This is a genomic window from Mesorhizobium sp. XAP4 (assembly GCF_029269325.1).
GTDB classification, from domain to species: domain Bacteria; phylum Pseudomonadota; class Alphaproteobacteria; order Rhizobiales; family Rhizobiaceae; genus Mesorhizobium; species Mesorhizobium ciceri.
Window position 1 is genome coordinate 1,758,965 of the sequence record NZ_JARIXW010000001.1, and the last position, 24,955, is coordinate 1,783,919.

Below are 24,955 nucleotides of genomic sequence, written 5' to 3' on the forward strand. Positions count from 1 at the left end.
TTCCCCGTGCTCCAGCGGCCAAAACCCCACGAACAAACGGACTGATATCATGGCCAAAGCCGCAAACATCAAGATCAAGCTTCTGTCGACCGCCGACACCGGTTTCTTCTACGTGACCAGCAAGAACAGCCGCACCAAGACCGACAAGCTGTCGTTCCGCAAGTACGACCCGGTCGCCAAGAAGCACGTCGAGTTCAAGGAAACCAAGATCAAGTAATCCGGGTTTCCCGCCGCAATGCCGAAACGCCGCCCAATGGGCGGCGTTTTTCGTTTGTAACAGTTGATTTCGTTGCATCCGAGCAGAGACTCCAGCCAAAGGATTGACCCTTAGCCATGGTTGCGGCACCCTTGGCCGTGGGTTGGGTGTCACGAATAAGGCGCCTATGGATGTCGAAGAAGTTGAAAGCTGCAATCATTGCAGCCCTTGTCGCTCTGGCTGCTGGCTTTGCCGTCAGCAACGGGCTGATAAGCCAGCAGACGGCCGATGAGATCAAGGCCAGGACTGACCAGGTTCTGACTGAGGAAGAGGCCGCACCGCCTGCACCTCAGCCTGACAGCCCCGCCACGCCTTCCACGGAACCCGCACCGCAGGCTCCGACACCTCCCGCCGCGGCACCCCCGCAAGGATCACAACAGGGTCAATGAAGAAGCCTCGCCAGGATGGGCTCCTCTCGTGCGATCGCGCCATCTGAGTGTATCGTTTTAATACAATCGCCAATTGGTAGACTTGCACCACGGATAAGTAGTTAGTTTCAGCGTCAGGCAAAAAGGGGGGAAATGCCTCGCACTGGGAGAAAACGATGTCCGTACAAAAAGGCGACTTTCGAACCAACAGAGCCGACTACGTGATTGCCGCGATGCATGGCGGAGTGACCGCCGAAGACAGCGTTCGAGACGAGAACCTGGCAAGGAGAAAGAAGTCCCTGTGGCTGAAGGAGCGGCGATCGGCCAAATCGGCTGAAAACCCGTTGGACAGCTCGCCGCTGTCCAAAAGAACCCCTCGCGGTTAGCGGTCTACAATCGCCTTCCGCGATCACACCATATCCGCACACAACCCACTCGCCCATATTGCAGGTGCCACCGTCGGTGTTGACTAACTCCGACGGTGGCCTAGTTCGCGGCGAAATGACCTCCGTTCTTTTGAGAAGACGGCGGGACTAAGGTCTTGCGCCCTAGACGCAAAGGTCCGAGCGATCCTGTTAGGTTCCGGAAATGTCTCTTGGACGTTCCGCTATTTTATCCAATTGAAATGTAGCGTTACCGTGTATGTCCCGCTCGATAGCGGCGCCTGATCCGGCTGCCCGCATCCGACCCGGCTGCGTCCCCTCAGCCGATGCGCTCGCCGCTTTTCGCATCGAACAGATGCAGCTGGTCCGGTTCGGCCGCCAACCGCACCACGTCGCCGGACTTGACGCCGGCACGGCCCATGGCAAAGACGCACAGCTGCTGGCTGGCTAGCTTGACGTAGAACTGCGTCGAAAGGCCGAGCGGCTCGACCACACCCACCTCGCCCTTCAACGCACCCTCGTCCGCCAGCTTGATATGCTCGGGCCGCAAACCGACGGTGATGGCGTCACCGTGGGTCAGTGGCAAGCCTTCCGGCAGCCGCAGCGCCTGGCCGTCGGCCAGTACGGCCTCCAACGTAGCGCCCTTGCGAACCGTCGCCGGCAGAAAATTCATGCCAGGCGAACCGATGAAACCTGCAACGAACATGTTGGCCGGCCGGTCGTAGAGATCGAGCGGCGCGCCGACCTGCTGGATCAGCCCGTCATGCATGACGACGATCCGGTCGGCCATGGTCATCGCCTCGATCTGGTCGTGCGTGACATAGACCGATGTCGTCTTCAGTTGCTGGTGCAGCGCCTTGATCTCGGCGCGCATATGGACGCGCAGCTTGGCGTCGAGGTTCGACAGCGGCTCGTCGAACAGGAAGACCTTGGGGTCGCGCACGATCGCCCGGCCCATGGCGACGCGCTGGCGCTGGCCGCCGGACAATTGCCGCGGCAGGCGCTGCAGGAAGGTGTCGAGCCCGAGCCGCTTGGCGGCGCCGTCCACCCTGGCGTCGATCGTCGCCTTCTCCGCCTTCTTCAGGAGCAGGCTGAAGCCCATGTTCTTCGACACGTCCATATGCGGATAAAGCGCGTAGGACTGGAACACCATGGCGATGTCGCGGTCCTTGGGTGCTACGTCATTGACCAGCCGCTCGCCAATGCGGATCTCGCCGCCGGAAGCCTCCTCCAGCCCGGCGATCATGCGCAAAAGCGTGGACTTGCCGCAGCCCGACGGCCCAACCAGGACGACGAACTCGCCATCGGCGATTTCAAGGTCGACCGCGTGCAGGACGCGGACGGCGCCATAGTCCTTGCGGACCTTCTCGAGCGTAACAGAGGCCATCGATCTATCCTTTGACGGCGCCGGCGGTCAGGCCGGTGACGAGATAGCGTTGCAGGAAGGCGAAGAAGATGCAGACCGGGATCAGCGCCAGGATGGATGCCGCCATCATCTGTCCCCAATCGACGGCGAACTTGCCGATGAAGGTGAGCAAGCCGACGGCGAAGGTCTTCTGGTCGTCGCTGGAAATCAGCATTAGCGCGAACAGAAGCTCGCTCCAGGCGGCGGTGAAGACGAAACCGAGCGTGGCGCCCATACCGGGCAGCGTCAGCGGTACAATCACCTTGCGCATCGCCTGCGCACGCGTGCAGCCGTCGATCATCGCCGCTTCCTCCAGATCCTTGGGGATGCCGTCGAAAAAGGACTGCATGAGGAAGGTGGCAAAAGCCGTGTTGAAGGCGGTGTAGATGATGATCAGCCCGGTCAGGCTGTTGATCAGTCCGATCTGACCCATCACGCGGTAGATCGGCGGAATGACCATCACCAGCGGAAAGGTCTGGGTCAAAAGCAACATCAGCGCCAGTGCTGCCTTGCCGCGAAAGGTGAAGCGCGACATGGCATAACCGGCAAGCGTGGCGATGATTGTCACCAGTGCCGCCGTCGATACCGAGACGATGACGCTGTTGAGGAAATAGCGCGGGAAATCGGTGGCCTCGAGCACGGTGACGAAGTTCTGCAGCGTCATGTGCGACGGCCAGAAGGTGATGCCTTCGGAATAAAGCAGCCGCTCCGGCGTGACCGAGATCTTCAGCGTCCAGTAGATCGGGAACAAGGCAAAGAGCACGTAAGCCGCGATTGCCGCGTAGAGGCCGATGCCGCCGAAGAAGCGCTGCGAGGCTGTGCGTCCTGCGATCATCAGACGTGCCTCACCAGGGTGCGGCGGATACCGATCAGCGCAATCGCATAGGCAATGAGCAGGACCAATAGCAGCACGGCCACCGCCGAGGCATAGCCTTTGTCCAGCGATTTGAAGGCGCTGACATAGATGTAGACCGGCACCGTGTTGGTCGAGCCGGCCGGTCCGCCTTCGGTCATGACGAAGATCAGGTCGGCGAAGGTGGCGATCCAGATGGTGCGCAACATCACGGTGATGGCGATGGTCGGCGCCAGAAACGGCAGCGTCACCTTGGTGAAGCGCTGCCAGGGCGAAGCGCCGTCGATCGCCGCCGCCTCATGCAGTTCCGACGGGATCGACTTCAGCGCCGCCAAGAGCGTGATGGCAAAGAAAGGAATGCCGAACCAGATATTGGCGACGATCGGCCCCCACATGGCGGTTGACGGATCGGACAGCACATTGGTCGGCCCGGCCTTCAGCCCCAATGCAAACAGCCAGTGCGGCAGCGGGCCGATGATCGGATTGAACAGCCAGGCCCAGGTCAGGCCCGACAGGAAGGACGGCACCGCCCAGGGCAGGAACACCAGGGCTTGTACAGCCTTGCGGCCGCGAAACGGCTTGTCGAGCAGAAGCGCCAGGCCAAGGCCGAGGAAGAACTGGAAGAAAAGGCTGGCGACCGTCCACCACAACGTGTTGACCAGCGCCTGGCCCAGCACCTGATCCGACAGCATCGCCTGATACTGGCCGAGCCCGACATATTCGGACTTGAAGGCGGAGAACTTGCGGAAGGAGTAGCTGATGCCGATGACCAGCGGCACCAGAAGCACCACGACCAGCAGGATGATCGCCGGGCTGAGATAGAGCCATGGCTCGATAGCGGCATGGGATAGCCGCTTGCGACGCGGCTTGCCGACGGATCGTATTTCGGACACGGCGTAGGTCATTGGCTCGGGGGCGCTCCTGGAACGGCGTCGGGGACAGCGTCCTTCTCCCCGTTCACCGGGAGAAGATGCCGGTCCACCCTCCGCAGCTGCTGCGGAAGACGGGCAGGCAGATGAGGGGCAGCGCGAACCTATCGAGGCATAGCGCCGCCCCTCATCCGTCACTTCGTGACACCTTCTCCCCTTGAACGGCGAGAAGGGAAGAAAAACTACTTCTTGTTCTTCGCCAGCCAGTCCTGCTGTTCCTTGGTCAGGAAGGCAGCCCACTGGTCGGCGACGTCCTTGGCCGTCTTCTGGCCAAGCAGCACTTCCTGAAAATTCTTGATCGCCACCTGGTCGACGAAATTGCCGAGGTTCTCCAGATGCGTCGGCGGGGTGACCATTTCATATTTGGAGCTGTCGCTGAGCTCCGTGAACCAGCCCTTGAACTGCTCGGTCTTGAAATGGGGATCCTGGTCGGCACCGTTGTGGATCGGGACGACGCCGACTTCCTTGGCCCATTCCAGATTGTCCTTCGGCGACAAAAGGGTCGCCATCAGCTTCCAGGCGTCGTCCTTGTGCTGCGAGTTGGCGAACATGGCCCAACCGGCATAGCCGAGTGTCGGATAGGATTTGCCGCTCGGCCCGACCGGCAATGGCGCTACCGCGAAATCGTCGGCGCTCATCTTGTCGGCGATGCCGAGCAGCGCGTCCGGATCCTGGTTGAGCATGGCGCAGGTGCCGGAATAGAAGCCGGTGACCGTTTCGTTGAAACCCCAGCTCACCGCATCCTTCGGCGCCAGTCCGTCCTTGTACATGTCGGCCAGCATCTGCAGGCCCTTGACCGAGCCCTCCTCGTTGATCGTCGAAGTGCCGTCCTCGTTGAAGTAACCGCCCTTGCCGGCGGCGATGTTCATGAACATGTGCATGCCATTGAAGGCGCCCGGCCCGCCGCGCAGGCAGTAGCCGTACTTGCCCGGGAGCGCGGAAATCTTCTTGGAATCGGCGACGAAATCTTCAAGCGTCGCCGGCGGGCCATCGAGGCCGGCCTCCTTGAACAGTTTCTTGTTCCAGAACAGCGCGTTCACATAGTAGCCGTAGGGGATCATGAACTGGGTGTTGTTGACGGTCGAGCCGAACTGTTTGGCGCGGTCGCCAAGCGTCTTGGCGTCATCCCATTTGGCCATATACGGGCCGAGATCCTCGAGTTGGGCATTGTTGGCATAGAGGCCCATCCAGCGCTCCGGCATCTCGACCACGTCGGGCGTATCGCCGGCCTGCACCATGGTCAGGAATTTCTCGAACGCCTGCCCCCAGGGCAGCGAGATCAGCTCGACCTTGATGCCTGGATTGGCCGTTTCGAACTCGGCGATCTGCTTCTTCAGGAATTCGGTGCGTGGCGGGCTGGTGATGACTTCGACCATTTTCAGGGTCGAATCGGCCACAGCATTTCCGGCGGAAATCGCCAGTCCCGCAACGGTGGCAAGCATGACGGTCAGTTTTTTCATGTTCAAGACTCCCATTTTGAACCCGCTTGTTATTTTCTGGCTTTTTCGAAGGCTTGGGCGACATCCGCCCACAGGTCTTCGACACTCTCCAATCCGACATTGAAGCGGATGGTTCGGGGGCTGACGCCGAAGCGCGCCATCGAATTCAGGCCCGGCGTCTGCTCCAGCGACGCCTTGGCCGGCACGACCAGGCTTTCATGCCCGCCCCAACTGACGCCGATGCGGAAATATTTCAGCGCGTCGACGAAGACGGGGATGTCGATCTCGTCCGTAACCTCGAAAGAGAACAGCCCGGCATAGCCGGCCAGCGTCGCCTTGCCCGGGTGGTTCGAATAGACGGGATGGTTGACCCGCTCGACAGCGGCATGCGCCTTCAGGCGTTCGGCGATGGTCAGGCCGCTCTTCATGTGGTGCGGCAGGCGCAGCGGCAGCGTGCGCAGGCCGCGCAGCAAAAGCCACGCCTCGAACGGTGACAGCTTGCCGCCGAGATAGGAATAGGTCTGCTCGTTGATGTGCTTGATGTGGGCAGCCGAACCCGCCACGACGCCCGCGACCGTATCGCTGTGGCCGCCAAGGTATTTCGAGGCCGAATGCAGCACCAGGTCGACGCCATGCGTGATCGGCTTCTGGAACACCGGCGTCGCCCAGGAATTGTCGATCGTGGTGACGATGCCCTGTTCCTTGGCCAACCGTGTCAGATGCGCGATGTCCTGCAGCTCGAACATCATCGAGGTCGGGCTTTCCAGATAAAGCAGCTTGGCGCCGGGAAGTGCCGCCGCGACCGCATCCGGGTCGGAGCCGTCGACATAATCGACCTTGATGTTGAGCCGCGGCAATAGCCGCTCGAACAAACGGTAGGCATCGCCATAGCAATTGCGCACCGCCACGATGCGCTCGCCCGCACCGACGAACGCAAGCACCGTGGCGCTGATCGCCGCCATACCACTGGAAAAGCCGCGCGCGGCTTCTGCGCCCTCGAGCGCTGCCACGCGCGCCTCGAACTCCATCACCGTGGGATTGTCGCCGCGCGAGTAGATCGGCTGCCTTCGTTTGCCGGCAAAGGTATCGGCCATCTCGGCATAGTTGGCGAAGGTGAACAGCGAGGTCTGGTAGATCGGCGGCACCACCGCACCGCCGGGGAACGGTTCGTCATGCGCCAAAAGCGTCGCCGCTTCGGCGAGATAGTCGTAATCGAAACCTGATGGATGCTCGTTCATGTCTGGCTCGAGAGTTTGAGTTTGGCCGCGCCGCGCTTGAGGTCGTCCTCGACGGTGGCGATCAGCTTGAGCGCCTCGGCGCGAGCGCCCTGCGGATCGCGGGCAGCAATGCGTTCGTAGATGGTCCGGTGGTAGGGAAAGCTGGCGTGGCCGAAGTCACGCACGCCGAGCGGATGCTCCCAGAAGCGGTGAAACAGCTCATGCATGGCGGCGATGATCTGCTCGAACAGCGGATTGCCCGAGACCCGGTAGATCGCCTGGTGGAACTCCCAATCCTCTTCCGACGACATGCCCTCGCGCGTGCGGAACGCCTGTTCCATGATGTCGAGCTTGCGTGCGATCTCGGCAATATCGGCTTGGCTGGCGCGTTCGGCGCAAAGGGCTGCTGCCTCCGCCTCCAGCGCGCGGCGGATCTCCAGCGTCTGCATCAGGCTGGTGAAATCATTGCCGCCGGCCAGTGTCAGCGGCATGTGCAGCATATCAGGCGAAACAGCCGCCTTGAGATAGGTGCCGCTGCCTTGCCGGCGTTCGACGAGGCCGAGCCCTTCCCAGCGTGTCAGAGCCTCGCGCACGGTGTTGCGGCTGACCTTCAGCCGCTCGGCGAGAATGCGTTCGGTTGGGAGTCTGTCGCCCAGCTGCAGGGCTTCGGCGCGAACAAATCCCACCAACGCCTTCAACACGGCGTCGTCGCGCGCCGTGATTTGAATGGGTGGCAGGCTGTTCTGGTCCACATTTCCTCCGAGTGGTCCAATGGTCCAACCAATTCTGCACAGTTGAAAACTCCTGTCAACCAACTGTCAGGAGCACTGTCGGAGGAAGCGAAGCAATATTCTCAAGGCGGTCGCGCGATCGCGTCTGCTAACCTGCGGCAGCAGGCGGCCCGAACCAGGTGGTCAGCGCGTCCACAAGGCCCCGTTGGGTTCCCGCCCCGGCCCAAGCCGCATAACCATCGGGCCGGATCAAGACCGCGTCGGGCGCAACGACACTCCCGAGAGCCGGCAGGTCCCAGATACCGGCGTAACCGGCGTCGATCTGCCGAACCCGTTCTGCCCAGGGCGCGATGTCCAGTCTGCCGGGCTCACCGAGGTTGAGCAGCACGGGCCGCGCGTCGTGCAGCAAGGTGAAGACCCGCAACGGTCCGCCGGCGGTGGTCAGATCGAGATCGGGCATTCGCCGCCCAAGCAGCGGGTGCCCCTCGCCGAGGTCGTAGTGGACACACAGGCCGGACATCTCGGCTGCGATCTTTTTGCGGGGTTCATCCATGCCGAGCAACTCGGCAACGGTGTCGGCCAAGGCCTTGCTGCGGTCATCCGTGCGGCGAAGCGCGACCTGCGCCATCGTGTTACGCAACACGCGGGCGGCAACCGGATGGCGCTCGGCATGATAGCTGTCGAGAAGGCTTTCCGGCGATATCCCCTTGATGACCTGGGCAAGCTTCCATCCAAGGTTCACCGCATCCTGCACGCCGATGTTGAGGCCCTGTCCACCCATCGGCGGATGGACGTGGGCGGCATCGCCGGCCAGGAGCACGCGTCTGTCGCGATATGCGGCAGCCTGGCGCGTCATGTCGGTGAAGCGGGAGAGCCAGGTCGGGCTGTGGACCCCGAAATCGGTGCCATAGATGGCAGCCAGCGCCTCGCTGAGCTCGCGTAGCGTCGGTTCGCCGCGCGCCTCCAGGCGGGGCTCCGTCAGCACGACGCCAACCTTCTTGCCGTCCTCGATCTTACCCAGGGCATGAATTCCGGAGGCGTTGCTGCGGAAGCCCCATGCCGGTTCTTCCGACATTTCGACCTCGGCAATCATCCAGCTCATCGTCGGATCCCATCCGGCGAACTCGATACCGGCCGCCTTGCGAATGGTGCTGCGGCCTCCGTCGCAGCCGACCAGATATGCGGCCCTCAGGCGGTGACCGGTGGACAGTTCGACGTCGACGCCGCTGTCGTCCTGGATAAACCCCGCAACCTCGTGTTCACGATAGATCGGCACCTTCAACTCGCCGACCCAGTCGGCCAGGATGCGCTCGATGTGGTTCTGCCGCAGCGCCAACAGGTAATTGTGCCGGGTTGGGAAATCGCTGATGTCCAGGCGGATCATGTGAAAACCTACGGCCGGGCTCACTTGGCCCTGGGAGAAGAACCGATCGGCAATTCCGCGCTGGTCGAGCACCTCGATGGTGCGTGCATGGAGGCCGCCTGCGCGCAGGCCGGCAAGTTTCTGATCCGGCCGCCTTTCGACAATGGCAACGTCGACGCCTGCTAGCGCCAGTTCGCCCGCCAGCATCAATCCCGTCGGACCACCCCCGGCGATCACCACCGCATGATCTGAAACCATTATCATCACTCCCGTTTTCCGCACCTTGGTTCGGGTCGGTTTTACGGGAGGAGCCGGGTCTTGCCGCAAGCCCCTTGTGCGCCATATGAATGAAATGGAAGGGAACGGTATTGTTCCCCCTGTTGGTTGCCGCGGAACAAGCGCTCGGGGCAATTTCCCGTAACGATATCCAGATTTTCAGGCGCAAAAACCCAGAGTCTTCCGTGCTTTGGCACGGAGCTCTGATGTTCATTGGAAAGAAGGGGGCCGGTCGGCGTTTGGCAGCGGTACGAGGAGGCCACTATGTGCCAGCGCCGGCCGGCCGACCCCACGGACCCAGGAGATGCGGCGGACCTGAGCATCATGGGGTATTCCCAGGGACCGGAGCCGGCGGTCTATCCTCGTGCCGGCTTCGTCTTGGCCTGCACAGTCGCGCAAGAGCTTATGAAAATCAACAGTTTCTTAACCAAGGCTCGCGAATCGCTTGGATTAAGGTAAACGGGTAACCCTGTCGGGTTGACTGGATAATCGGGGCTGGATCACTACGCCGCCTTGGCGACGACCCGATTGCGGCCGCCGCTTTTGGCTTCGTAGAGCGCGAGATCGGCACGCTTCATCAGCGCCGCCACCGTGTCCACGCCCTTCAGCACCGACGACACGCCGACGCTGACCGTGACTTCGATCGCCTTGCCGTCCTGGCCGATGGCGAAAGCCGCCTGGGCGATTTCGGCGCGAATGCGCTCGGCCACCTTCTCGGCCACCGCGCCGTCGGTATCCGGCATCACCACGACGAACTCCTCGCCGCCAAAACGGCAGGCAAGGTCGATACCCCTGACATTCTTGCGCAGCCGCCGTGCGAATTCCCGCAGCACCTCGTCGCCGCCATCATGACCGTGCGCGTCGTTGATCGCCTTGAAGCGATCGAGGTCGGTGATCATCACCGACAGCGGCCGGCGCCGTGCCACGGCGCGATCGAACAGCGTCTGCAGATGGCTGTCCAGATAGCGGCGATTGTGCAGCCCGGTCAGACCGTCGGTCACCGCCATTTCGATTGTCTGGGTGACGCTGGCCCGTAGCTGGTCGTTGTAGCGCTTACGGCGCACCTGCGTGCGCAGCCGTGCCGTCAGTTCCTGCTGGTCGATCGGCCGCATGAGATAGTCGTTGATGCCGAGTTCCAGGCCGCGAATGATACGTTCCTCCTCGCCCTCCTCCGCCAGCAGGATAATCGGCACGAAGCGGGTGCGATCGAGCGAGCGCAACTGCGAACAGAGCCTCAGCGGATCGAAATCGGCGAACGCGGTCGAGATCATCACGCATTCATAGGATGTCTCGGCGGCCTGGAAGAAACCGGCATGCGGATCATGTGTGACGTCGAGGTCGGCCCGATCACGCAGCATCTTCTGGATGCGCTCGACGGATGTTTTGCGCTCGTCGATCAAAAGCACTTTCGGCGTCGTGTCCTCGGATGCGAAATTGCGGCTGAGCAACTCCTCGATGCCGATATTGCGCGTCGTCGAGGCGCGCAGCCGCAACTCGTCGGTCAGCGACTTCAGCCGAACCAGGCTCTTGACGCGCGTCATCAGCTGCAGGTCGTTGACCGGCTTGGTCAGGAAGTCGTCGGCGCCGGCCTCAAGCCCGCGGACGCGGTCGGAAACCTGGTCAAGCGCGGTGATCATCACCACCGGAATGTGCGATGTCGCCGGATCGCTCTTCAGCCGCCGACAGACCTCGAAGCCGTCCATATCAGGCATCATCACATCGAGCAGCACGACATCGACCTTGCCGTTCTCGCAGGTCTCGATCGCATCCGGCCCGTTGGTGGCGGTCAACACTTCGAAATATTCGGCCAGCAGCCGCACTTCCAGCAGCCGCACATTGGCAGGGATATCGTCGACGACGAGGATCCGCGCAGTCATTTCATAACGCTCCGACTCGGCTGAAGGGGCACATCACGCATCGCCCAGATAGGATTTGATGGTTTCGATGAAACGCGGCACCGAAATCGGCTTCGAGATATAAGCCTCGCAGCCACCCTGGCGGATACGTTCCTCGTCGCCTTTCATGGCGAAGGCGGTCACGGCGATGACGGGGATGACGTGCAGTTCGTCGTCCTCCTTCAGCCATTTGGTCACTTCAAGCCCCGACACCTCAGGCAACTGGATATCCATCAAGATGAGATCCGGCCGGTGCTGGCGTGCCAGATCGAGCGCTTCCAGACCGTTGCGGGTGCGCACGGTCTCGTAACCGCTTGCCTCGATGAGGTCCCGAAAGAGCTTCATGTTGAGCTCATTGTCCTCGACGATCATAACCTTCTTCGGCATCGATATCCCGTCCCGGCCGCCCTTCCGCTTCGAAGGCGACCGTCATGCGCCCATGTCTGAACGCACCAAACCCTGCTTCACTTTACGGCAATATGATTGACGAAACGGAAATCCGCGGCTGGAAAACAGCGCGAATTCCACCTCGTCGCCTACGCGTCCAAAGGGCGCGCCACGCTCTAATGGCTTGCCGCAAGCAACTCTTGCCATTACTGCGGGAGAGACTCATTCCACACACCGAAGGTAGTGATGGCAAACGCAGCGTCAATGCGCGAAGAAGCGGAATCGATTGCCGTGAAGGCCCTGGGCTTTGTCGCCTCCGATCCGGAGCTTTTGCCGCGCTTTCTGGCTATCACCGGCATAGAGGTCCATTCGATCCGCAAAGCCGCCAGTGAGCCAGGTTTCCTGGCTGGTGTCCTGCAATTCATCCTCGCCCACGAGCCGACGCTGATGCGCTTTGCCGAGGAAACAGGCACCCCGCCGGCTGCTGTCGGCAAGGCCCTGCGGTCGCTGCCGCTGGGCGATGACAATCACGAGCATTCCATATGAGCGATGATCCAGAAACAGCGCGCCAGATCGAAGAACTGGCAGCCGACAACCGGCCGTTGCTGGTGCTCGATGTCGACGATGTCGTGCTCGAATTCATCCGCCCGTTTCCGAATTTCCTCAAGACGCGTGGCTATGGCCTGACGCTGGCCTCGTTCCGGCTGACCGGCAACATCGCAGAGACGGCCAGCGGCCGCCTGATCGAACAGCCCGAAGTCACGGCACTGCTGGGCGATTTCTTTGACACGCAAGCCGATTGGCAAAACATTACGGACGGCGCGGCAGAGGCCCTGGCAGGACTTGGCGGCCGCGCGGAAATCATCTTGCTGACGGCCATGCCGCACAAACACCGTGCCGTGCGTCGTGTCCATCTCGACGCGCTTGGACTGAGCTACCCGCTTCTGACCACTGAAATGGCCAAAGGACCGGCAGTGGCCAAGCTTCGCGGCAAGGCCGGCCGACCGGTGGTCTTCGTCGACGATCAGCCGCACAATCTGGCGTCGGTGCGGGAATCGGTCGCCGACGCCGAACTGTTCCACCTGATGGCCGATAATTCGCTGCGCGCATTCCTGCCCCCGGTGACGGACGATGTGGTCGTCGTCCAGGACTGGCACGAAGCCGCACCGAAGATCGCAAGCGCGCTGAGGCTCTAAACTCCAGCCTTCAGGGGTTCAGTTTCGCACCTGCGCCGCCGCTGTCGTCCCCGCTGTCATCGTCGCCGTCACCATCGTCCACGCTGTCGTCCACGGCCGGATCGGCAGGCTTCAGCATGACGCCATTGACGGTGACCGAACCGTCGGCCTTGGCGTTGACGATCCATTCCAGCCGGCCATCGGGCAGCGTCTTGCCGAAGCCCTTCGCCATGAGAGCGACTGGCACGTATTGGGCCACCTCCGGTTCCGACTTTGCCGCTTCCTGCAGGCTTTCGACAAGCTTGTCGAAGCCGGCGACATCGACGGTCACGCTACCTTCGGGCTTTTCGCCTGGGAATGTCATCTCGCCTTCCAGGGCGATCTCCGTATCCTTGTTCTTCACGGTGCTGTGGCCAAGCACGACCTTCGGCGTTTTGGCCATGAAGTCGGCCTTAAGCTGCTCGCCGAATTCGGCAGACAGCGGCGGATTCTTATTGAGATCAAAGGCTTCGATCGCCTTCTTCGCCATGCTGTCGAGATCGATATTGGCGCCGCCAAAGTTCAAATCGACATCGGTGGGCAACAACCCCACGCTCCAGCTCGGGAGAAGCTGGGTCGGCACGGTCAGTCCCGATGCCTTGATGCCGTAGGTGATCGTGCCATTTTGGGCGACGCCGTCGGAGCCGAACACGGTGCTGAGCTGGGTGGCGCCGAAATTGCCGACCGGGCTTTCCACCGCGAAATCCTTGAAACCATAGGTCCCGTCGATACGCTGCCAAAGCGGTAAGGCGGCGAACAAAAGCGATTTGAGCTGCGCCTGGTTGGCCTTCAGCGTCGCCTCGTCCTCGTTGGCCACAGCAAATGCCAGGAGATCGAGCAATGGCTTGGTCTGCACGCCCTTGCCGCTGGCTTCGACCGACAATTCCGGCGACCTGACGGTGACCGGGAATTTCAGCCCGCTCTCGGGGTCATCGAAATTGATCGCTTCGACAAAACTCGACACCTTCTGCGAGGTTGTGAAATCGACGCCCCCGGTCGCCGACTTGGTCGCGGCAACGGTCGCGATGCCAGCGCCGGCGCTGGCCTCCATGTGCTGCTTGGCATCCTTCGACGTCATCGTCATGCCGGCCATCGAACTGGTGCCGCTGGTGAAGGCCGCCAGATTTGGATCGTAGACGCCCGAGCCCTTGCCGTCCTTGATCGAAAACTGAGTGCTTTGCAGCCCTTCGGGTCCGTTGAACTCGAAGGAGGCGCTCTGGGAGAAATCCATCGAGACATCCCAGGATCCGTCGCTGCGCGGCTTGACCATCAGGGCATAGGGCGCAAAGTCGAACTTCAGCAGTTTCTGGTCCGGAAATGATGCGGCAAGTGCCTTGAAATCGAACAGGATCTTGTAGGCACCACCTTCCAGCGAAACCTTCAAAATGCCTTTGTCGATGGCCTGCTTGCCGACATAGCGGGACAAGTCGTCGGACAATTGCTTCGCACCCTGACTGTCGACGGTCTGACTGAGAGCAGGGGCACTCAACGCAAGAAGGAACACGAATGGCAGGGCACGGTTCACGCGAATTCTCCGTTTGACCGAGAAGAAAGGCTTTGTCCGTCTGGTATGAAATTACCGCTCCAACCGCAAGGTGAGATCGACAACGGCATCCGGGCAGGCAATCTCGATCAAAGCACCAGCCGCATCAGCGGCCGACCGGCCTTGCGTTCCAACAGCCTCTCGAAACCAGCCTTCTCGAAGACCCGCGACGAGCCGACGAACAGGCCGATCGAACGCGAATCGCGAGACAGATCTATCGGACAAGCCTCGAGCAGCCGTGCACCGTTCTGGCGGGCAAAATCGATGCCGCCTTCGACGAGGCGATGCGTGATGCCCCTGCCGCGCGCCTTGCCGCGGATGAAGAAGCAGGAGATCGCCCAGACGGCCGGATCCGTGGCGTCGGCAGGATCGACCGGTGCCGACCCCCTGCCCTGGTTGTTCCACTCGGGCACGTCGGCGCGCGGTCCGATCTGCATCCAGCCAACCGCCTGACCGTCCTCGAATGCCAGCAGGCCCGGCGGCGGGCCGGCCTCGATGCGTGCCTTGATGTGGTCCTTGTTGCGTTCCCGGCTGCTCTCGCGGCGCGTCGCCGGCGCCAGCCGGAAATGCGTGCACCAGCAGCCGTAGCAGGCACCTTGCTTGCCGAAGAGGTCCTCGAATTCAGCCCTAAGCTCGGGCGCAAGCGGCGCTATGGTCGTGCTCATGCGTTCTCCCCAGGCCAGCCTTGTCGCTGGCCTTGCACTGTCGTACCATTGCCTCTGTTCTCTTTATGTTCGCAGCGATGGCGGCCTCTGTCAACAATCCCGATCACGGTTTTTGCCGCGACTGCCTGACGTTTCAGCGCAGCCAGACGAGCCGCTGCGAGCGCTGCGGCAGCCCCCGGCTTGCGCGTCATCCCGAGCTTTACCGGCTGCATCTGGCCCATATCGATTGCGACGCCTTCTATGCGGCAATCGAAAAGCGCGACAATCCGGTGCTCAAGGACAAGCCGCTGATCATCGGCGGCGGCAAGCGCGGCGTGGTCTCCACCGCATGCTACATCGCCCGCATCCAGGGCGTCCGCTCGGCCATGCCGATGTTCAAGGCGCTCGAAGCCTGCCCGGAGGCGGTGGTCATCAGCCCCAACATGGAGAAATTCGTCCGCGTCGGCCGCGAGGTGCGCGCCATGATGCAGGCGCTGACGCCGCTGGTCGAGCCGCTGTCGATCGACGAGGCGTTTCTCGACCTCGCCGGCACCGAACGGCTGCACGGCCTGCCACCCGCTGTGGTGCTGGCGCGCTTTGCGCTGGCGGTCGAGAAGGAGATCGGCATCACCGTTTCGGCCGGCCTGTCCTACTGCAAGTTCCTCGCCAAGATAGCGTCGGACTTCCGTAAACCGCGCGGCTTCTCGGTCATCGGCGAAGCCGAGGCGGTCGGCTTCCTGGCGGCGCAGCCGGTGACCATGATCTGGGGTGTCGGCAAGGCGTTCAACGCAACGCTGGAGCGTGACGGCATCCGCACCATCGGCCAGCTGCAGCAGATGGATCGCGGCGACCTCATGCGCCGCTATGGCACGATGGGCGACCGGCTCTACCACCTTTCGCGCGGCGAGGATGTCCGCCGCGTCGATCCCGATCAGGACGCCAAGAGCGTATCGGCCGAAACCACCTTCGACACCGACATCGCGTCGCTGGAGGAACTGATCGCGGTTCTCAGGGGGCTTTCGGAAAAGGTTTCGGCACGGCTGAAAAAGTCAGGCATTGCCGGGCGCACCGTGGTGCTGAAACTGAAGAGCCAGGATTTCAAGCTGCGCACGCGCAATCGCCAGCTCGGCGACCCGACCCGGCTCGCCGACCGCATCTTTCAGACTGGGGTGGAGCTTCTGCGCAAGGAAACCGACGGCACGAAGTATCGGCTGCTCGGCATCGGCGTCAGCGACCTCTCGGACGATGACAAGGCCGACCCGCCCGATCTGGTCGACATCCAGTCGCGCAAGCGCGCCATGGCTGAAGGCGCCATCGATGCCTTGCGCGACAAGTTCGGCCGCAAAGCGGTGGAAACCGGCTACACATTCGGCAAGGGCCGCGATGCCCATCCGCCGGAGCCGCTCGAAGATTGATTTTCGTCAGGTGCGCTGCAAGTCTATCCTGCTCGTCACCACGCTCTTGCCGGTTTTCGGGTCGGTGTCGATGACGGTCAGCCGCATGCCGTTCTCGCCGCGTTTCTCGACCTTCATCTGCGCCCTTCGGTCGCCATTGACCTCCTTGGCCCAGCGAATGCCCAGGTTGATCGCATTGCCCGAACGGCTGCCGTTGAGTTGCGCCGGTCCCGTGCGAGAGCCGACATAGGTGCCGCTGTATTTGGCACCTGTAACTTTCAGATTGGCGCTGATGGCCCGCGACACCACAATGAGACCGCGGCAATTTCCATCCAGCGATAGCGAGGTTGAGGTCGCATTCGACTTGAAGCTGCACGATACGCTGACGTTCGGAGCATCCGTGGTTACCTGGACAGTGCCCTTGCCGGCGAAATTGCCCTTGAACGACTGGAGAAATTGGGTCTCGTCGGCATGTGCTGCGCCTGCCGCAACCAATAGACCGCCGGTAAGCGCGAATTGCGCGAAGGATCTCATCGAAGCTCTCCTTGTCGTTTCGAAAAAAGGCGGGGCGATCCACGAGCACGGCTGACCATCGGGACTCAACGCCACCTACCGTTTCAGGTTCCGTCCGCCACATGACTGTTTTACAACATCGAGCCAGTCGCGACTGGCCCAGAAGAATGCCTTGGCTAGCGGTTGCGGCAGAGGTGCTGGCCTGCGACATAGCGCGAATGGCACCCACCCCCTCGATCCCCAAGGCCGCGTTCTGGATGGCGCTGTCTATCGCCTCGTTCCTTGGCATGACGGTCGCCGGCCGGGCCACGACAGCGGAGCTCAACGTCTTCCAAGTGCTGGAGTTGCGCTCCGTGATCGGCTTCTTCATCCTGCTGCCGCTGGTGATGATGAGTGGCGGCTTTCAAGCCATGCGCACGCAGCGCCCGGTTGCCCATATCGCCCGCAACGTCATCCATTACACGGGCCAGGCGGCATGGCTCTACGCCCTCACCTTGATTCCGCTGGCCGTGTTGATCTCGATCGAATTCACCACTCCGATCTGGACAGCTATCCTGGCGGTGATCTTTCTGGGCGAAAGGCTGAACCGGCCCAAGTTGGCAGCGATCGCGCTGGGGCTGATAGGCGTGGTGATCATCGTGCGCCCCGGTGTCGGTTCGGTCGATCCTGGACATCTGGTCGTGCTGGGCGCCGCGGCCTGCTTCGGCATCTCGGTGGTCACCGTCAAGTCGCTGACCCGGACGGACAGCGTCGTACGCATCATCTGCTGGATGCTGATTGTCCAGTCGGTGGTCGGTCTCATCCCGGCGCTCTATGCGTGGCGCAACCCGCCACTGGAGCTATGGCCATGGATCGTGCTGATCGCCTTCACCGGCATGTCGTCGCATTTCTGTATGGCCCGAGCGCTTGGCTATGCCGACGCGACCATCGTCTCGCCGATGGATTTTCTACGCGTGCCGCTATCGGCACTGATCGGCTGGCTGCTCTATAGCGAGCAGATCGACGCCTTCACCGCCGGCGGCGCGCTGCTGATCCTGATGGGCAATCTGCTCAATCTGCAGCGCAGGCAGATAAAGCCGGCCGAAGTGGCGGCGTCGTAGTCCCGCCGGCCGTCAGTTCCCTTCGTCGGGTATGTTGAGAAGATGGCCGCAGGCCTTGCAATGCACGGCGTCCGGCTCGTGCCGCCGCAAGCCGCACTGCGGACAGGGAAACAACACCTTGGCTGGCCGGAAGATCGCCTGAGCCAGTCTGACAAACAGCGATATGCCGATGATCATGGTGACGATTGCCGTCAGCTTGCCGGCCATGCCCGGCAGCACGATGTCGCCGAAGCCGGTCGTCGTCACCGTGGCGACAGTGAAATAAAGCGCGTCGATATAGTTTTCCAGACCGGCGCCAGTGCGAAAGAAGAACGTGTAGACGAAGCCCGTGATGACGAACAGGAAGGTCAAAAGGTTGATGACCGCGTGGCTAGCCTCTCGCCACGGCCGCAGTCCTCGCATCTCGAAATGCCGCCAGAGCGAACCGCTGCGTGACAGCGACCACAGCCGCAGGATGCGCAGGAAGGCGAGATTGGCGAACGCCGTTGGCATCAGCAGCGTCAAGAGGATGAAGACATCGACCCACGAGGTCGGCTGCTTCATCAGCCGCAGCATGTTCTTGGAGGCAAGCAGGCGGGCAGCGAGGTCCGCGGCAACCAGCGCGGCCGCCGAATAGTCGAGCCAGAGGAATGACGGCTTGTCCTGGAGAACCGGCGTCGCGATGAAGAAGGCGATGATGGCGAGGTCGATGACGATGGCCACCAGTTGGAACCGGAAAGCGGCCGGCGTGCGCCCATGATAAAGCCTGCGCAGCCGGTCACGCAGCCGCGCCAAGACTGAAACCGCCTGCGACCCATTCCTCTGCGCCGGCTTCATGCTGACTGCGCCGGCGTTGGCGGCAGCGACCGCCCGGCTGATTGCCGCGCGCCGAAAAGAGCGGGGGTCACACCAATTCCACTTCGACCACGCCCGGCACCGCGCGCATCGCCGAGGCGATCTGCGGCGAGATACGGTAGCGGTTCGGCAGCTCTATCTCGATTTCACCCTCGCCTTCTTCCTTGATCAGCACGAAACTGACCTGGCCTTCGCCCCTGACGGTCAGTTGGCCGGCCAGCGTGTTGATCGGCGTGGCGTTGCGCACGAAGATACGCAGCGCCTTCTGGATGCGACTTGCCTCATCCTCCAGCGACTGCACCGAGTTGATGCGCAGATTGACGCCTTCCGGCCTGTCCTCGGCCGCAACGGTGATGACGACGGAGCGGCCGGCCTCGAGCAGGTCGCGATACTGTGCCAGTCCTTCCGAAAACAGCACGGCTTCGTACTGGCCTGACGTATCCGAAAAGGCGATGACGCCCATCTTGTTGCCGGTGCGCGTCTTGCGTTCCTGCTTGGATGTCACCGTGCCGGCCAGACGGCCGGCGGCGGCACCGCGTTTGACGGCCGCCGAGAACTCGGCCCACGTCTGCACCCGCATCTTCTGCAGGGCCGCCTTGTACTCGTCGAGCGGGTGGGCCGAGAGGTAGAAGCCGACCACCTGGAATTCACGATGCAGCCGGTCGGCGGCGAGCCACGGCTCTGTCGCCGGCAGATTGAGTGCCTGCGACTGGGCGCCGAGCGAGGCGCCGAAGATGTCGTGCTGTCCGGAAACCGCGTTCTGCTGCGCCAGCGACGCCAGTCCCATCATGCGTTCCACGCCCGCCATCATCGACGCGCGGTCGTGGCCGAAGCAGTCGAGCGCGCCGGCCATGATCAGGCTTTCGAAGACGCGCTTGCCGACGATCTTGGGATCGACCCGCTCGCAGAAATCGGCGAGGCTCTTGAACGGCTTTTCGCCACGCTGGGCAACGATGTGCTCGACCGCCGCGTCGCCGACGCCCTTGAGCGCTGCCAGCGAATAATAGATGCGGTTCTCACCGACCTCGAAGGGGCGAAAGCTCGATGTCACGGACGGCGCCAGCACCTCGATGCCGAGGCGCAGCGCGTCCTGGCGGAAATCGGCGAGCTTGTCGGTGTTGCCCATGTCGAGCGTCATCGACGCCGCCAGGAACTCGACCGGATAATGCGCCTTGAGATAGGCGGTCTGGTATGAAACCACCGCATAGGCGGCGGCGTGCGATTTGTTGAAACCATAGTCGGCGAACTTGGCCAGCAGGTCGAAAATGAAGTCGGCTTGCGGCTTGCCGACGCCACGCTCGACCGCGCCGGAGACGAAGCGCTCGCGCTGCTTGTCCATCTCGGCGCGAATCTTCTTGCCCATGGCGCGGCGCAGCAGATCGGCTTCGCCGAGCGAGTAGCCCGACAGCTCCTGCGCGATCTGCATCACCTGTTCCTGGTAGACGATGACGCCTTGCGTCTCCTTCACCAGATGGTCGATCTTGGGATGGATCGAGGCCATCTCCTCCTCGCCATGCTTGCGGGCGTTATAAGTCGGGATGTTTTCCATCGGGCCGGGTCGATACAGTGCGACCAGCGCGATGATGTCCTCGATGCAGTCGGGCCGCATGCCGATCAGCGCCTTGCGCATGCCGGCACTTTCCACCTGGAACACGCCGACCACTTCGCCGCGCGACAGCATGGCGTAGGTCTCGGGATCGTCGAGCGGGATGGTTGCCAGGTCGATCTCGATGCCGCGCCGGCGGATCAGCTTCACCGCCGTCTCCAGCACGGTCAGCGTCTTCAGGCCGAGGAAATCGAACTTCACCAACCCGGCCTGCTCGACATATTTCATGTTGAACTGGGTGACGGGCATGTCCGAGCGCGGATCGCGGTACATCGGCACCAGCTCCGAGAGCGGCCGGTCGCCGATGACGATGCCGGCGGCGTGCGTCGAGGCATGGCGGTAGAGGCCTTCCAGCTTCTGCGCCATGTCGAGCAGCGTCTGGACGATCGGCTCCCTCTCGGCCTCTTCGGCAAAGCGCGGCTCGTTGGCGATGGCGTCGGCGAGCTTGACCGGATTGGCCGGATTCTGCGGCACCATCTTGGAGAGCTTGTCGACCTGGCCATAGGGCATTTGCAGGACGCGGCCGACGTCGCGCAGCACGGCGCGCGCCTGCAGCGTACCGAAGGTGATGATCTGGCCGACCTGGTCGCGGCCGTATTTCTGCTGGACGTAGCGGATGACCTCCTCGCGCCGATCCTGACAGAAGTCGATGTCGAAGTCGGGCATCGACACGCGGTCGGGATTGAGAAAGCGCTCGAACAGCAGCGAGAAGCGCAGCGGATCAATGTCGGTGATGGTGGTCGAATAGGCGACCAGCGAGCCTGCGCCCGAACCGCGGCCAGGCCCGACCGGAATGCCTTGCGCCTTGGCCCATTTGATGAAGTCGGCAACGATCAGGAAGTAGCCGGGAAACTTCATCTTGGTGATAATGCCAAGCTCGAAGTTCAACCGCTCGCGGTATTGCTCGACCGTATAGCCCGCGGTCGGGCCATGCATGGCAAGGCGCGCGTCGAGCCCCTCATGGGCCTGGCGGGCCAGTTCGTCGGCTTCCGCCTGCACGGCGGCGTCATTGTCGGCGACATCGCCGCCGGTGAAGCGCGGCAGGATCGGATTGCGGTTCTTCGGGTAATAGGAGCAGCGCAGCGCGATCTCGACAGTGTTGTCGATCGCCTCCGGCAGGTCGGCAAAGAGCCTTGCCATATCGGCCTGGCTGCGCAGGAAATTGTCGGGCGACAGCCGGCGACGGTTGTCGGCGGCGACGACCGATCCCTCGGCAATGGCAATCAGCGCGTCATGTGCGTCATAGTCGTCGCGAGAGGAAAAGAACGCCTCGTTGGTGGCGACCAGCGGCAGTTCATGGGCATAGGCCAGATCGATCGAGGATTTTTCGATCAGGCGATCGTAGCCGGAAACCCGGTCAAGCTCGACATAGAGCCGGTCGCCGAACATCTCCTTGAGAGTCAAAAGCCGGGCTTCGGCCAGATCGCGGCGATCTTCCTTGAGCGCGGTGCCGATCGGTCCGCGCGGTCCGCCGCTGAGGCAGATCAACCCGTCACAATAGCTTTCCATCATTTCGGTGGTCAGGTGCACGGCTTCGCCCGGCGGCGTTTCGAGGTAGACGCGGCTGACCAGCCTGACCAGATTGGAATAGCCCGCCTCGGTCGCGGCAAGCAGGACGACCGGCCGCATATCGGGACCTTGCCGTCGGCGGTCGCGCTGGCCATCGCTGTTTTCGCCGGAAAAGGCGAGCGCCGTCTGGCAGCCGATGATCGGCTGGATGCCGTCCTTCACCGCCTTCTGCGCGAATTCGAGCGCGCCAAACAGGTTGTTGGTGTCGGTAACGGCGATGGCCGGGGCTTCGTCCTTGACCGCATGAGCCACCACCTTGCCGATCTGCAAGGCGCCTTCCAGCAGCGAATAGGCCGAATGCACGCGCAAATGGACGAAGGGCCGCGCCGGCGCCTCCGGCCGCGCCAAAGCAATCGCCGCTTCTCGCTTCAAGGGATCGCGGGGGAGTTTTTCGTCGGCCATGGTGCTGCGTGAAGGTCCTTGAGTCGATGGAGATGTATTGTCCGGGACCGCGCGATGCCAGTCCAGTACAAACCACTGCTGATCACAGGCTGCCTGCCCGGCTGGCCCTAAGCAAACTCCATGATCACAGCGTCGACAGCCAGGCTGTCGCCAGGCTTGGCGTTGAGTTTGGAGACGACAAGGTCGCGTTCGGCACGCAGCACGTTTTCCATCTTCATCGCTTCGACCACAGCCAATGTCTCGCCTGCCTTGACCTCCTGGCCTTCGGCAACGGCAATCGACACGACAAGGCCGGGCATCGGGCAAAGCAGCAGCTTCGACGTGTCCGGCGCCACCTTTTCGGGCATCAGCCTTTCCAGTTCGGCGGTGCGCGGCAGCATGGCGCGCGCGGTCACCGACATGCCTTTCCAGGCGATGCGAAAGCCATTGGCGACCGGCCTGACCTGAGCCGTAACCTTGCGCTTGCCGACCGTACCGCGCCAGACCAGATCGCCCGGCCGCCAGTCGGATGCAACGGTCAGCGCCTTGCCGCCCGCGATCGACAGATCGACTTCCATCGGAATGGAAATCATGCCCTCGATGATGGACGCCGACAGATAGTCATCATCGATCTTCACGACCCAGCCGCGCTTCAGCGCTCCCGAATGCGGCGCCAGGCGCCCGCCCAGCCGGTCAAGCCGATCACGTCGCAGCAGTTCCACTGCGGTCGCGATCGACGCCAGCACCGCTTTCTCGTCGTCGTTCGGCACGACCGGCGCGAAACCGTCGGGATATTCCTCCGATATGAAAGCGGTCGATATCCGCCCTTCCCGCCAACGCTGATGCTGCATCAAGGCAGCCAGGAACGGAATGTTGTGCTCGATTCCGTCGACGACGAAGCTGTCGAGCGCTTCCGACATGGCATCGATGGCTTCCAGACGCGTCGGCGCCCAGGTGCACAGCTTGGCGAGCATCGGATCGTAGAACATCGAGATTTCGGAGCCTTCGGTGACGCCGGTGTCGTTGCGGATGACGACATCGCCGAATTGTCCTTCCTCCGGCGGCCGGTAGCGCGTCAGCCGGCCGATCGAAGGCAGGAAATTGCGGTAAGGGTCTTCGGCATAGAGCCGGCTTTCCACCGCCCAGCCGTTCAGCTCGATGTCGCTTTGCTTCAGGCCAAGCTTTTCGCCGGCGGCGACGCGGATCATCTGCTCGACCAGATCGATGCCGGTGATGAGCTCCGTCACCGGGTGCTCGACCTGCAATCGTGTATTCATTTCAAGGAAATAGAAGTTCTTGTCATTGTCGACGATGAATTCGACCGTGCCGGCGCTCTGGTAGTCGACGGCCTTGGCCAGCGCCACAGACTGCTCGCCCATGGCCTTGCGTGTCGCTGCGTCCAGGAATGGCGACGGCGCCTCTTCGGCGACCTTCTGGTTGCGTCGCTGGATCGAGCATTCGCGCTCGCCGAGATAGAGCGCGTTGCCATGCGCGTCGGCCAGCACCTGGATTTCGATGTGGCGCGGATCGACGACGAATTTCTCGATGAAGAGACGATCGTCGCCGAACGAACTCTTGGCTTCCGAGCGCGCGCGGTCGAAGCCATCGCGCACTTCGGCTTCGCTCCAGGCGATGCGCATGCCCTTGCCGCCGCCGCCGGCCGAAGCCTTGATCATCACGGGATAACCGATTTCGCCGGCGATCTTTTCGGCATGATCGGCATTCTCGATGACGCCGAGCCAGCCGGGCACGGTGGAAACCTTGGCGGCGTTGGCGAACTTCTTCGATTCGATCTTGTCGCCCATCGCCTTGATCGCCTTGGGCTTCGGGCCGATGAAAATGATGCCTTCCGCTTCCAGCGCCTCACAGAAGGCCGCCCGCTCGGACAGGAATCCGTAGCCGGGGTGCACGGCCTGGGCTCCCGTCTCCTTGCACGCGGCGATGATCTTTTCAGGGACGAGATAGCTCAGCGCGGCTGGCGAAGGCCCGATATGCACCGCCTCGTCGGCCATCTCGACATGCACGGCGTCGCGATCGGCATCGGAATAGACCGCGACCGTGGCAATGCCCATCTTGCGCGCCGTCTTGATGACGCGGCAGGCAATTTCGCCGCGATTGGCGATCAGGATCTTGGTGAACATGCGAAATGTCATCCCTCGGGTCGGCCGTTCCTTTTATGGCCTGTGCTTGCAGGGTCAAGCCGACCATGCAATTCACTGCCTTTCAATCGACTTGCGATTCCAATTCATCGCTGTGGCCCAGTCGGGGAGCCAGCTGCCAGTTGATCGTGTCGGCAAAACCTGAAACCTTGGAAAAAAATTCGCATTGGAGGACGCCTGATGAAAACCCGCGCCGCTGTCGCTGTTGCCGCCGGAAAGCCGCTGGAGATCATGGAGGTCGACCTCGAGGGCCCGCGCGAGGGCGAAGTGCTGGTCGAGATCAAGGCGACAGGCATTTGCCACACCGATGAATTCACGCTGTCGGGCGCCGATCCGGAAGGTCTGTTTCCGGCCATCCTCGGCCATGAGGGCGCCGGCGTCGTCGTCGATGTCGGCAAGGGTGTCACCTCGCTCAAGAAGGGCGACCACGTCATCCCGCTCTATACGCCCGAATGCCGCCAGTGCCCGTCCTGCCTGTCGAGAAAGACGAACCTCT

The 24,955-nt window shown here is 62.3% G+C and carries 21 protein-coding genes; 6 read left to right on the top strand and 15 right to left on the bottom strand.

Annotated features, from left to right (window positions below):
* The first annotated feature begins 49 nt into the window (after window positions 1-49).
* Entirely contained in the window at window positions 50-217 is a 168-nt protein-coding gene (gene rpmG, locus P3C39_RS08845) for a 50S ribosomal protein L33 (RefSeq protein WP_006201775.1), read from the top strand.
* 1,109 nt (window positions 218-1,326) lie between these two features.
* Here rpmG and ugpC read toward each other — a convergent pair.
* From ugpC to P3C39_RS08890, 9 genes are all read right to left on the bottom strand, one after another.
* Window positions 1,327-2,394, bottom strand: coding sequence for a sn-glycerol-3-phosphate ABC transporter ATP-binding protein UgpC (gene ugpC, locus P3C39_RS08850; protein ID WP_024503579.1), 1,068 nt, complete (start codon window positions 2,392-2,394; stop codon window positions 1,327-1,329).
* A 4-nt stretch (window positions 2,395-2,398) separates the two neighbouring features.
* Complete coding sequence (locus P3C39_RS08855; RefSeq protein WP_013531924.1) at window positions 2,399-3,247, bottom strand: carbohydrate ABC transporter permease; 849 nt, start codon at window positions 3,245-3,247, stop codon at window positions 2,399-2,401.
* Complete coding sequence (locus P3C39_RS08860) at window positions 3,247-4,170, bottom strand: sugar ABC transporter permease (protein WP_064995801.1); 924 nt, start codon at window positions 4,168-4,170, stop codon at window positions 3,247-3,249. Before P3C39_RS08860 ends, P3C39_RS08855 begins: the two co-directional genes overlap by 1 nt.
* Before the next feature lie 206 nt (window positions 4,171-4,376).
* A complete protein-coding gene (locus tag P3C39_RS08865) occupies window positions 4,377-5,654 on the bottom strand; it encodes a sugar ABC transporter substrate-binding protein (RefSeq protein ID WP_013531926.1) in 1,278 nt (425 codons plus the stop codon).
* A gap of 29 nt (window positions 5,655-5,683) precedes the next feature.
* Window positions 5,684-6,871, bottom strand: coding sequence for a PLP-dependent transferase (locus P3C39_RS08870; protein WP_224619355.1), 1,188 nt, complete (start codon window positions 6,869-6,871; stop codon window positions 5,684-5,686).
* Window positions 6,868-7,602, bottom strand: a complete 735-nt coding sequence (locus P3C39_RS08875; protein ID WP_013531928.1) for a FadR/GntR family transcriptional regulator — start codon at window positions 7,600-7,602, stop codon at window positions 6,868-6,870. Before P3C39_RS08875 ends, P3C39_RS08870 begins: the two co-directional genes overlap by 4 nt.
* 127 nt (window positions 7,603-7,729) lie before the next feature.
* Window positions 7,730-9,202 (bottom strand): FAD-dependent monooxygenase, encoded by a 1,473-nt coding sequence (locus tag P3C39_RS08880; RefSeq protein WP_275953139.1) that lies wholly within the window; start codon window positions 9,200-9,202, stop codon window positions 7,730-7,732.
* 521 nt (window positions 9,203-9,723) lie between these two features.
* Window positions 9,724-11,097: a PleD family two-component system response regulator gene (locus P3C39_RS08885; RefSeq protein WP_064995799.1), complete on the bottom strand. Its 1,374-nt coding sequence runs from the start codon at window positions 11,095-11,097 to the stop codon at window positions 9,724-9,726.
* 33 nt (window positions 11,098-11,130) lie between these two features.
* The gene (locus tag P3C39_RS08890; RefSeq protein ID WP_013531932.1) at window positions 11,131-11,502 is read right to left on the bottom strand and encodes a response regulator; all 372 of its coding nucleotides are present in this window, start codon (window positions 11,500-11,502) and stop codon (window positions 11,131-11,133) included.
* A gap of 246 nt (window positions 11,503-11,748) precedes the next feature.
* On the opposite strand from P3C39_RS08890, the gene P3C39_RS08895 reads away from it, so the two are divergent.
* A complete protein-coding gene (locus P3C39_RS08895) occupies window positions 11,749-12,048 on the top strand; it encodes a DUF3572 domain-containing protein (RefSeq protein WP_024503583.1) in 300 nt (99 codons plus the stop codon).
* Window positions 12,045-12,698, top strand: a complete 654-nt coding sequence (locus P3C39_RS08900) for a hypothetical protein (protein WP_275953140.1) — start codon at window positions 12,045-12,047, stop codon at window positions 12,696-12,698. Before P3C39_RS08895 ends, P3C39_RS08900 begins: the two co-directional genes overlap by 4 nt.
* 10 nt (window positions 12,699-12,708) lie before the next feature.
* On the opposite strand, the gene P3C39_RS08905 is transcribed toward P3C39_RS08900, so the two are convergent.
* Complete coding sequence (locus tag P3C39_RS08905) at window positions 12,709-14,241, bottom strand: hypothetical protein (protein WP_275953141.1); 1,533 nt, start codon at window positions 14,239-14,241, stop codon at window positions 12,709-12,711.
* A 107-nt stretch (window positions 14,242-14,348) separates the two neighbouring features.
* A complete protein-coding gene (locus tag P3C39_RS08910; RefSeq protein WP_275953142.1) occupies window positions 14,349-14,924 on the bottom strand; it encodes a GNAT family N-acetyltransferase in 576 nt (191 codons plus the stop codon).
* A gap of 65 nt (window positions 14,925-14,989) precedes the next feature.
* On the opposite strand from P3C39_RS08910, the gene P3C39_RS08915 reads away from it, so the two are divergent.
* Window positions 14,990-16,318: a DNA polymerase IV gene (locus P3C39_RS08915; RefSeq protein WP_275953143.1), complete on the top strand. Its 1,329-nt coding sequence runs from the start codon at window positions 14,990-14,992 to the stop codon at window positions 16,316-16,318.
* A 6-nt stretch (window positions 16,319-16,324) separates the two neighbouring features.
* Here the strand turns inward: P3C39_RS08915 and P3C39_RS08920 are convergent, their stop codons facing one another.
* Entirely contained in the window at window positions 16,325-16,831 is a 507-nt protein-coding gene (locus P3C39_RS08920) for a hypothetical protein (RefSeq protein ID WP_024503586.1), read from the bottom strand.
* 197 nt (window positions 16,832-17,028) lie between these two features.
* On the opposite strand from P3C39_RS08920, the gene P3C39_RS08925 reads away from it, so the two are divergent.
* Window positions 17,029-17,910: a DMT family transporter gene (locus P3C39_RS08925; RefSeq protein WP_275953144.1), complete on the top strand. Its 882-nt coding sequence runs from the start codon at window positions 17,029-17,031 to the stop codon at window positions 17,908-17,910.
* Between the two features lie 12 nt (window positions 17,911-17,922).
* Here P3C39_RS08925 and P3C39_RS08930 read toward each other — a convergent pair whose 3' ends face one another.
* The 3 genes from P3C39_RS08930 to P3C39_RS08940 form a co-directional block, all read right to left on the bottom strand.
* Window positions 17,923-18,726, bottom strand: a complete 804-nt coding sequence (locus P3C39_RS08930; RefSeq protein WP_275953145.1) for a potassium channel family protein — start codon at window positions 18,724-18,726, stop codon at window positions 17,923-17,925.
* Between the two features lie 67 nt (window positions 18,727-18,793).
* Complete coding sequence (gene dnaE / locus P3C39_RS08935; protein ID WP_275953147.1) at window positions 18,794-22,321, bottom strand: DNA polymerase III subunit alpha; 3,528 nt, start codon at window positions 22,319-22,321, stop codon at window positions 18,794-18,796.
* A gap of 107 nt (window positions 22,322-22,428) precedes the next feature.
* Window positions 22,429-24,441 (bottom strand): acetyl/propionyl/methylcrotonyl-CoA carboxylase subunit alpha, encoded by a 2,013-nt coding sequence (locus tag P3C39_RS08940; RefSeq protein ID WP_275953148.1) that lies wholly within the window; start codon window positions 24,439-24,441, stop codon window positions 22,429-22,431.
* 198 nt (window positions 24,442-24,639) lie between these two features.
* Here P3C39_RS08940 and P3C39_RS08945 point away from each other — a divergent pair.
* Window positions 24,640-24,955: alcohol dehydrogenase catalytic domain-containing protein (locus P3C39_RS08945; protein ID WP_275953149.1), on the top strand; the 316-nt coding region annotated here is incomplete at its 3' end.

Bases quoted from the DNA above. Each gene is read 5' to 3' on its own strand.
- P3C39_RS08855 (WP_013531924.1), bottom strand. From the start codon at position 3,247: ATGATCGCAGGACGCACAGCCTCGCAGCGCTTCTTCGGCGGCATCGGC.
- P3C39_RS08930 (WP_275953145.1), bottom strand. From the start codon at position 18,726: ATGAAGCCGGCGCAGAGGAATGGGTCGCAGGCGGTTTCAGTCTTGGCG.
- P3C39_RS08940 (WP_275953148.1), bottom strand. From the start codon at position 24,441: ATGTTCACCAAGATCCTGATCGCCAATCGCGGCGAAATTGCCTGCCGC.
- P3C39_RS08880 (WP_275953139.1), bottom strand. From the start codon at position 9,202: ATGGTTTCAGATCATGCGGTGGTGATCGCCGGGGGTGGTCCGACGGGA.
- ugpC (WP_024503579.1), bottom strand. From the start codon at position 2,394: ATGGCCTCTGTTACGCTCGAGAAGGTCCGCAAGGACTATGGCGCCGTC.
- P3C39_RS08870 (WP_224619355.1), bottom strand. From the start codon at position 6,871: ATGAACGAGCATCCATCAGGTTTCGATTACGACTATCTCGCCGAAGCG.
- P3C39_RS08910 (WP_275953142.1), bottom strand. From the start codon at position 14,924: ATGAGCACGACCATAGCGCCGCTTGCGCCCGAGCTTAGGGCTGAATTC.
- dnaE (WP_275953147.1), bottom strand. From the start codon at position 22,321: ATGGCCGACGAAAAACTCCCCCGCGATCCCTTGAAGCGAGAAGCGGCG.
- P3C39_RS08900 (WP_275953140.1), top strand. From the start codon at position 12,045: ATGAGCGATGATCCAGAAACAGCGCGCCAGATCGAAGAACTGGCAGCC.
- P3C39_RS08865 (WP_013531926.1), bottom strand. From the start codon at position 5,654: ATGAAAAAACTGACCGTCATGCTTGCCACCGTTGCGGGACTGGCGATT.
- P3C39_RS08890 (WP_013531932.1), bottom strand. From the start codon at position 11,502: ATGCCGAAGAAGGTTATGATCGTCGAGGACAATGAGCTCAACATGAAG.
- rpmG (WP_006201775.1), top strand. From the start codon at position 50: ATGGCCAAAGCCGCAAACATCAAGATCAAGCTTCTGTCGACCGCCGAC.
- P3C39_RS08860 (WP_064995801.1), bottom strand. From the start codon at position 4,170: ATGACCTACGCCGTGTCCGAAATACGATCCGTCGGCAAGCCGCGTCGC.
- P3C39_RS08925 (WP_275953144.1), top strand. From the start codon at position 17,029: ATGGCACCCACCCCCTCGATCCCCAAGGCCGCGTTCTGGATGGCGCTG.
- P3C39_RS08915 (WP_275953143.1), top strand. From the start codon at position 14,990: ATGTTCGCAGCGATGGCGGCCTCTGTCAACAATCCCGATCACGGTTTT.
- P3C39_RS08885 (WP_064995799.1), bottom strand. From the start codon at position 11,097: ATGACTGCGCGGATCCTCGTCGTCGACGATATCCCTGCCAATGTGCGG.
- P3C39_RS08895 (WP_024503583.1), top strand. From the start codon at position 11,749: ATGGCAAACGCAGCGTCAATGCGCGAAGAAGCGGAATCGATTGCCGTG.
- P3C39_RS08920 (WP_024503586.1), bottom strand. From the start codon at position 16,831: ATGAGATCCTTCGCGCAATTCGCGCTTACCGGCGGTCTATTGGTTGCG.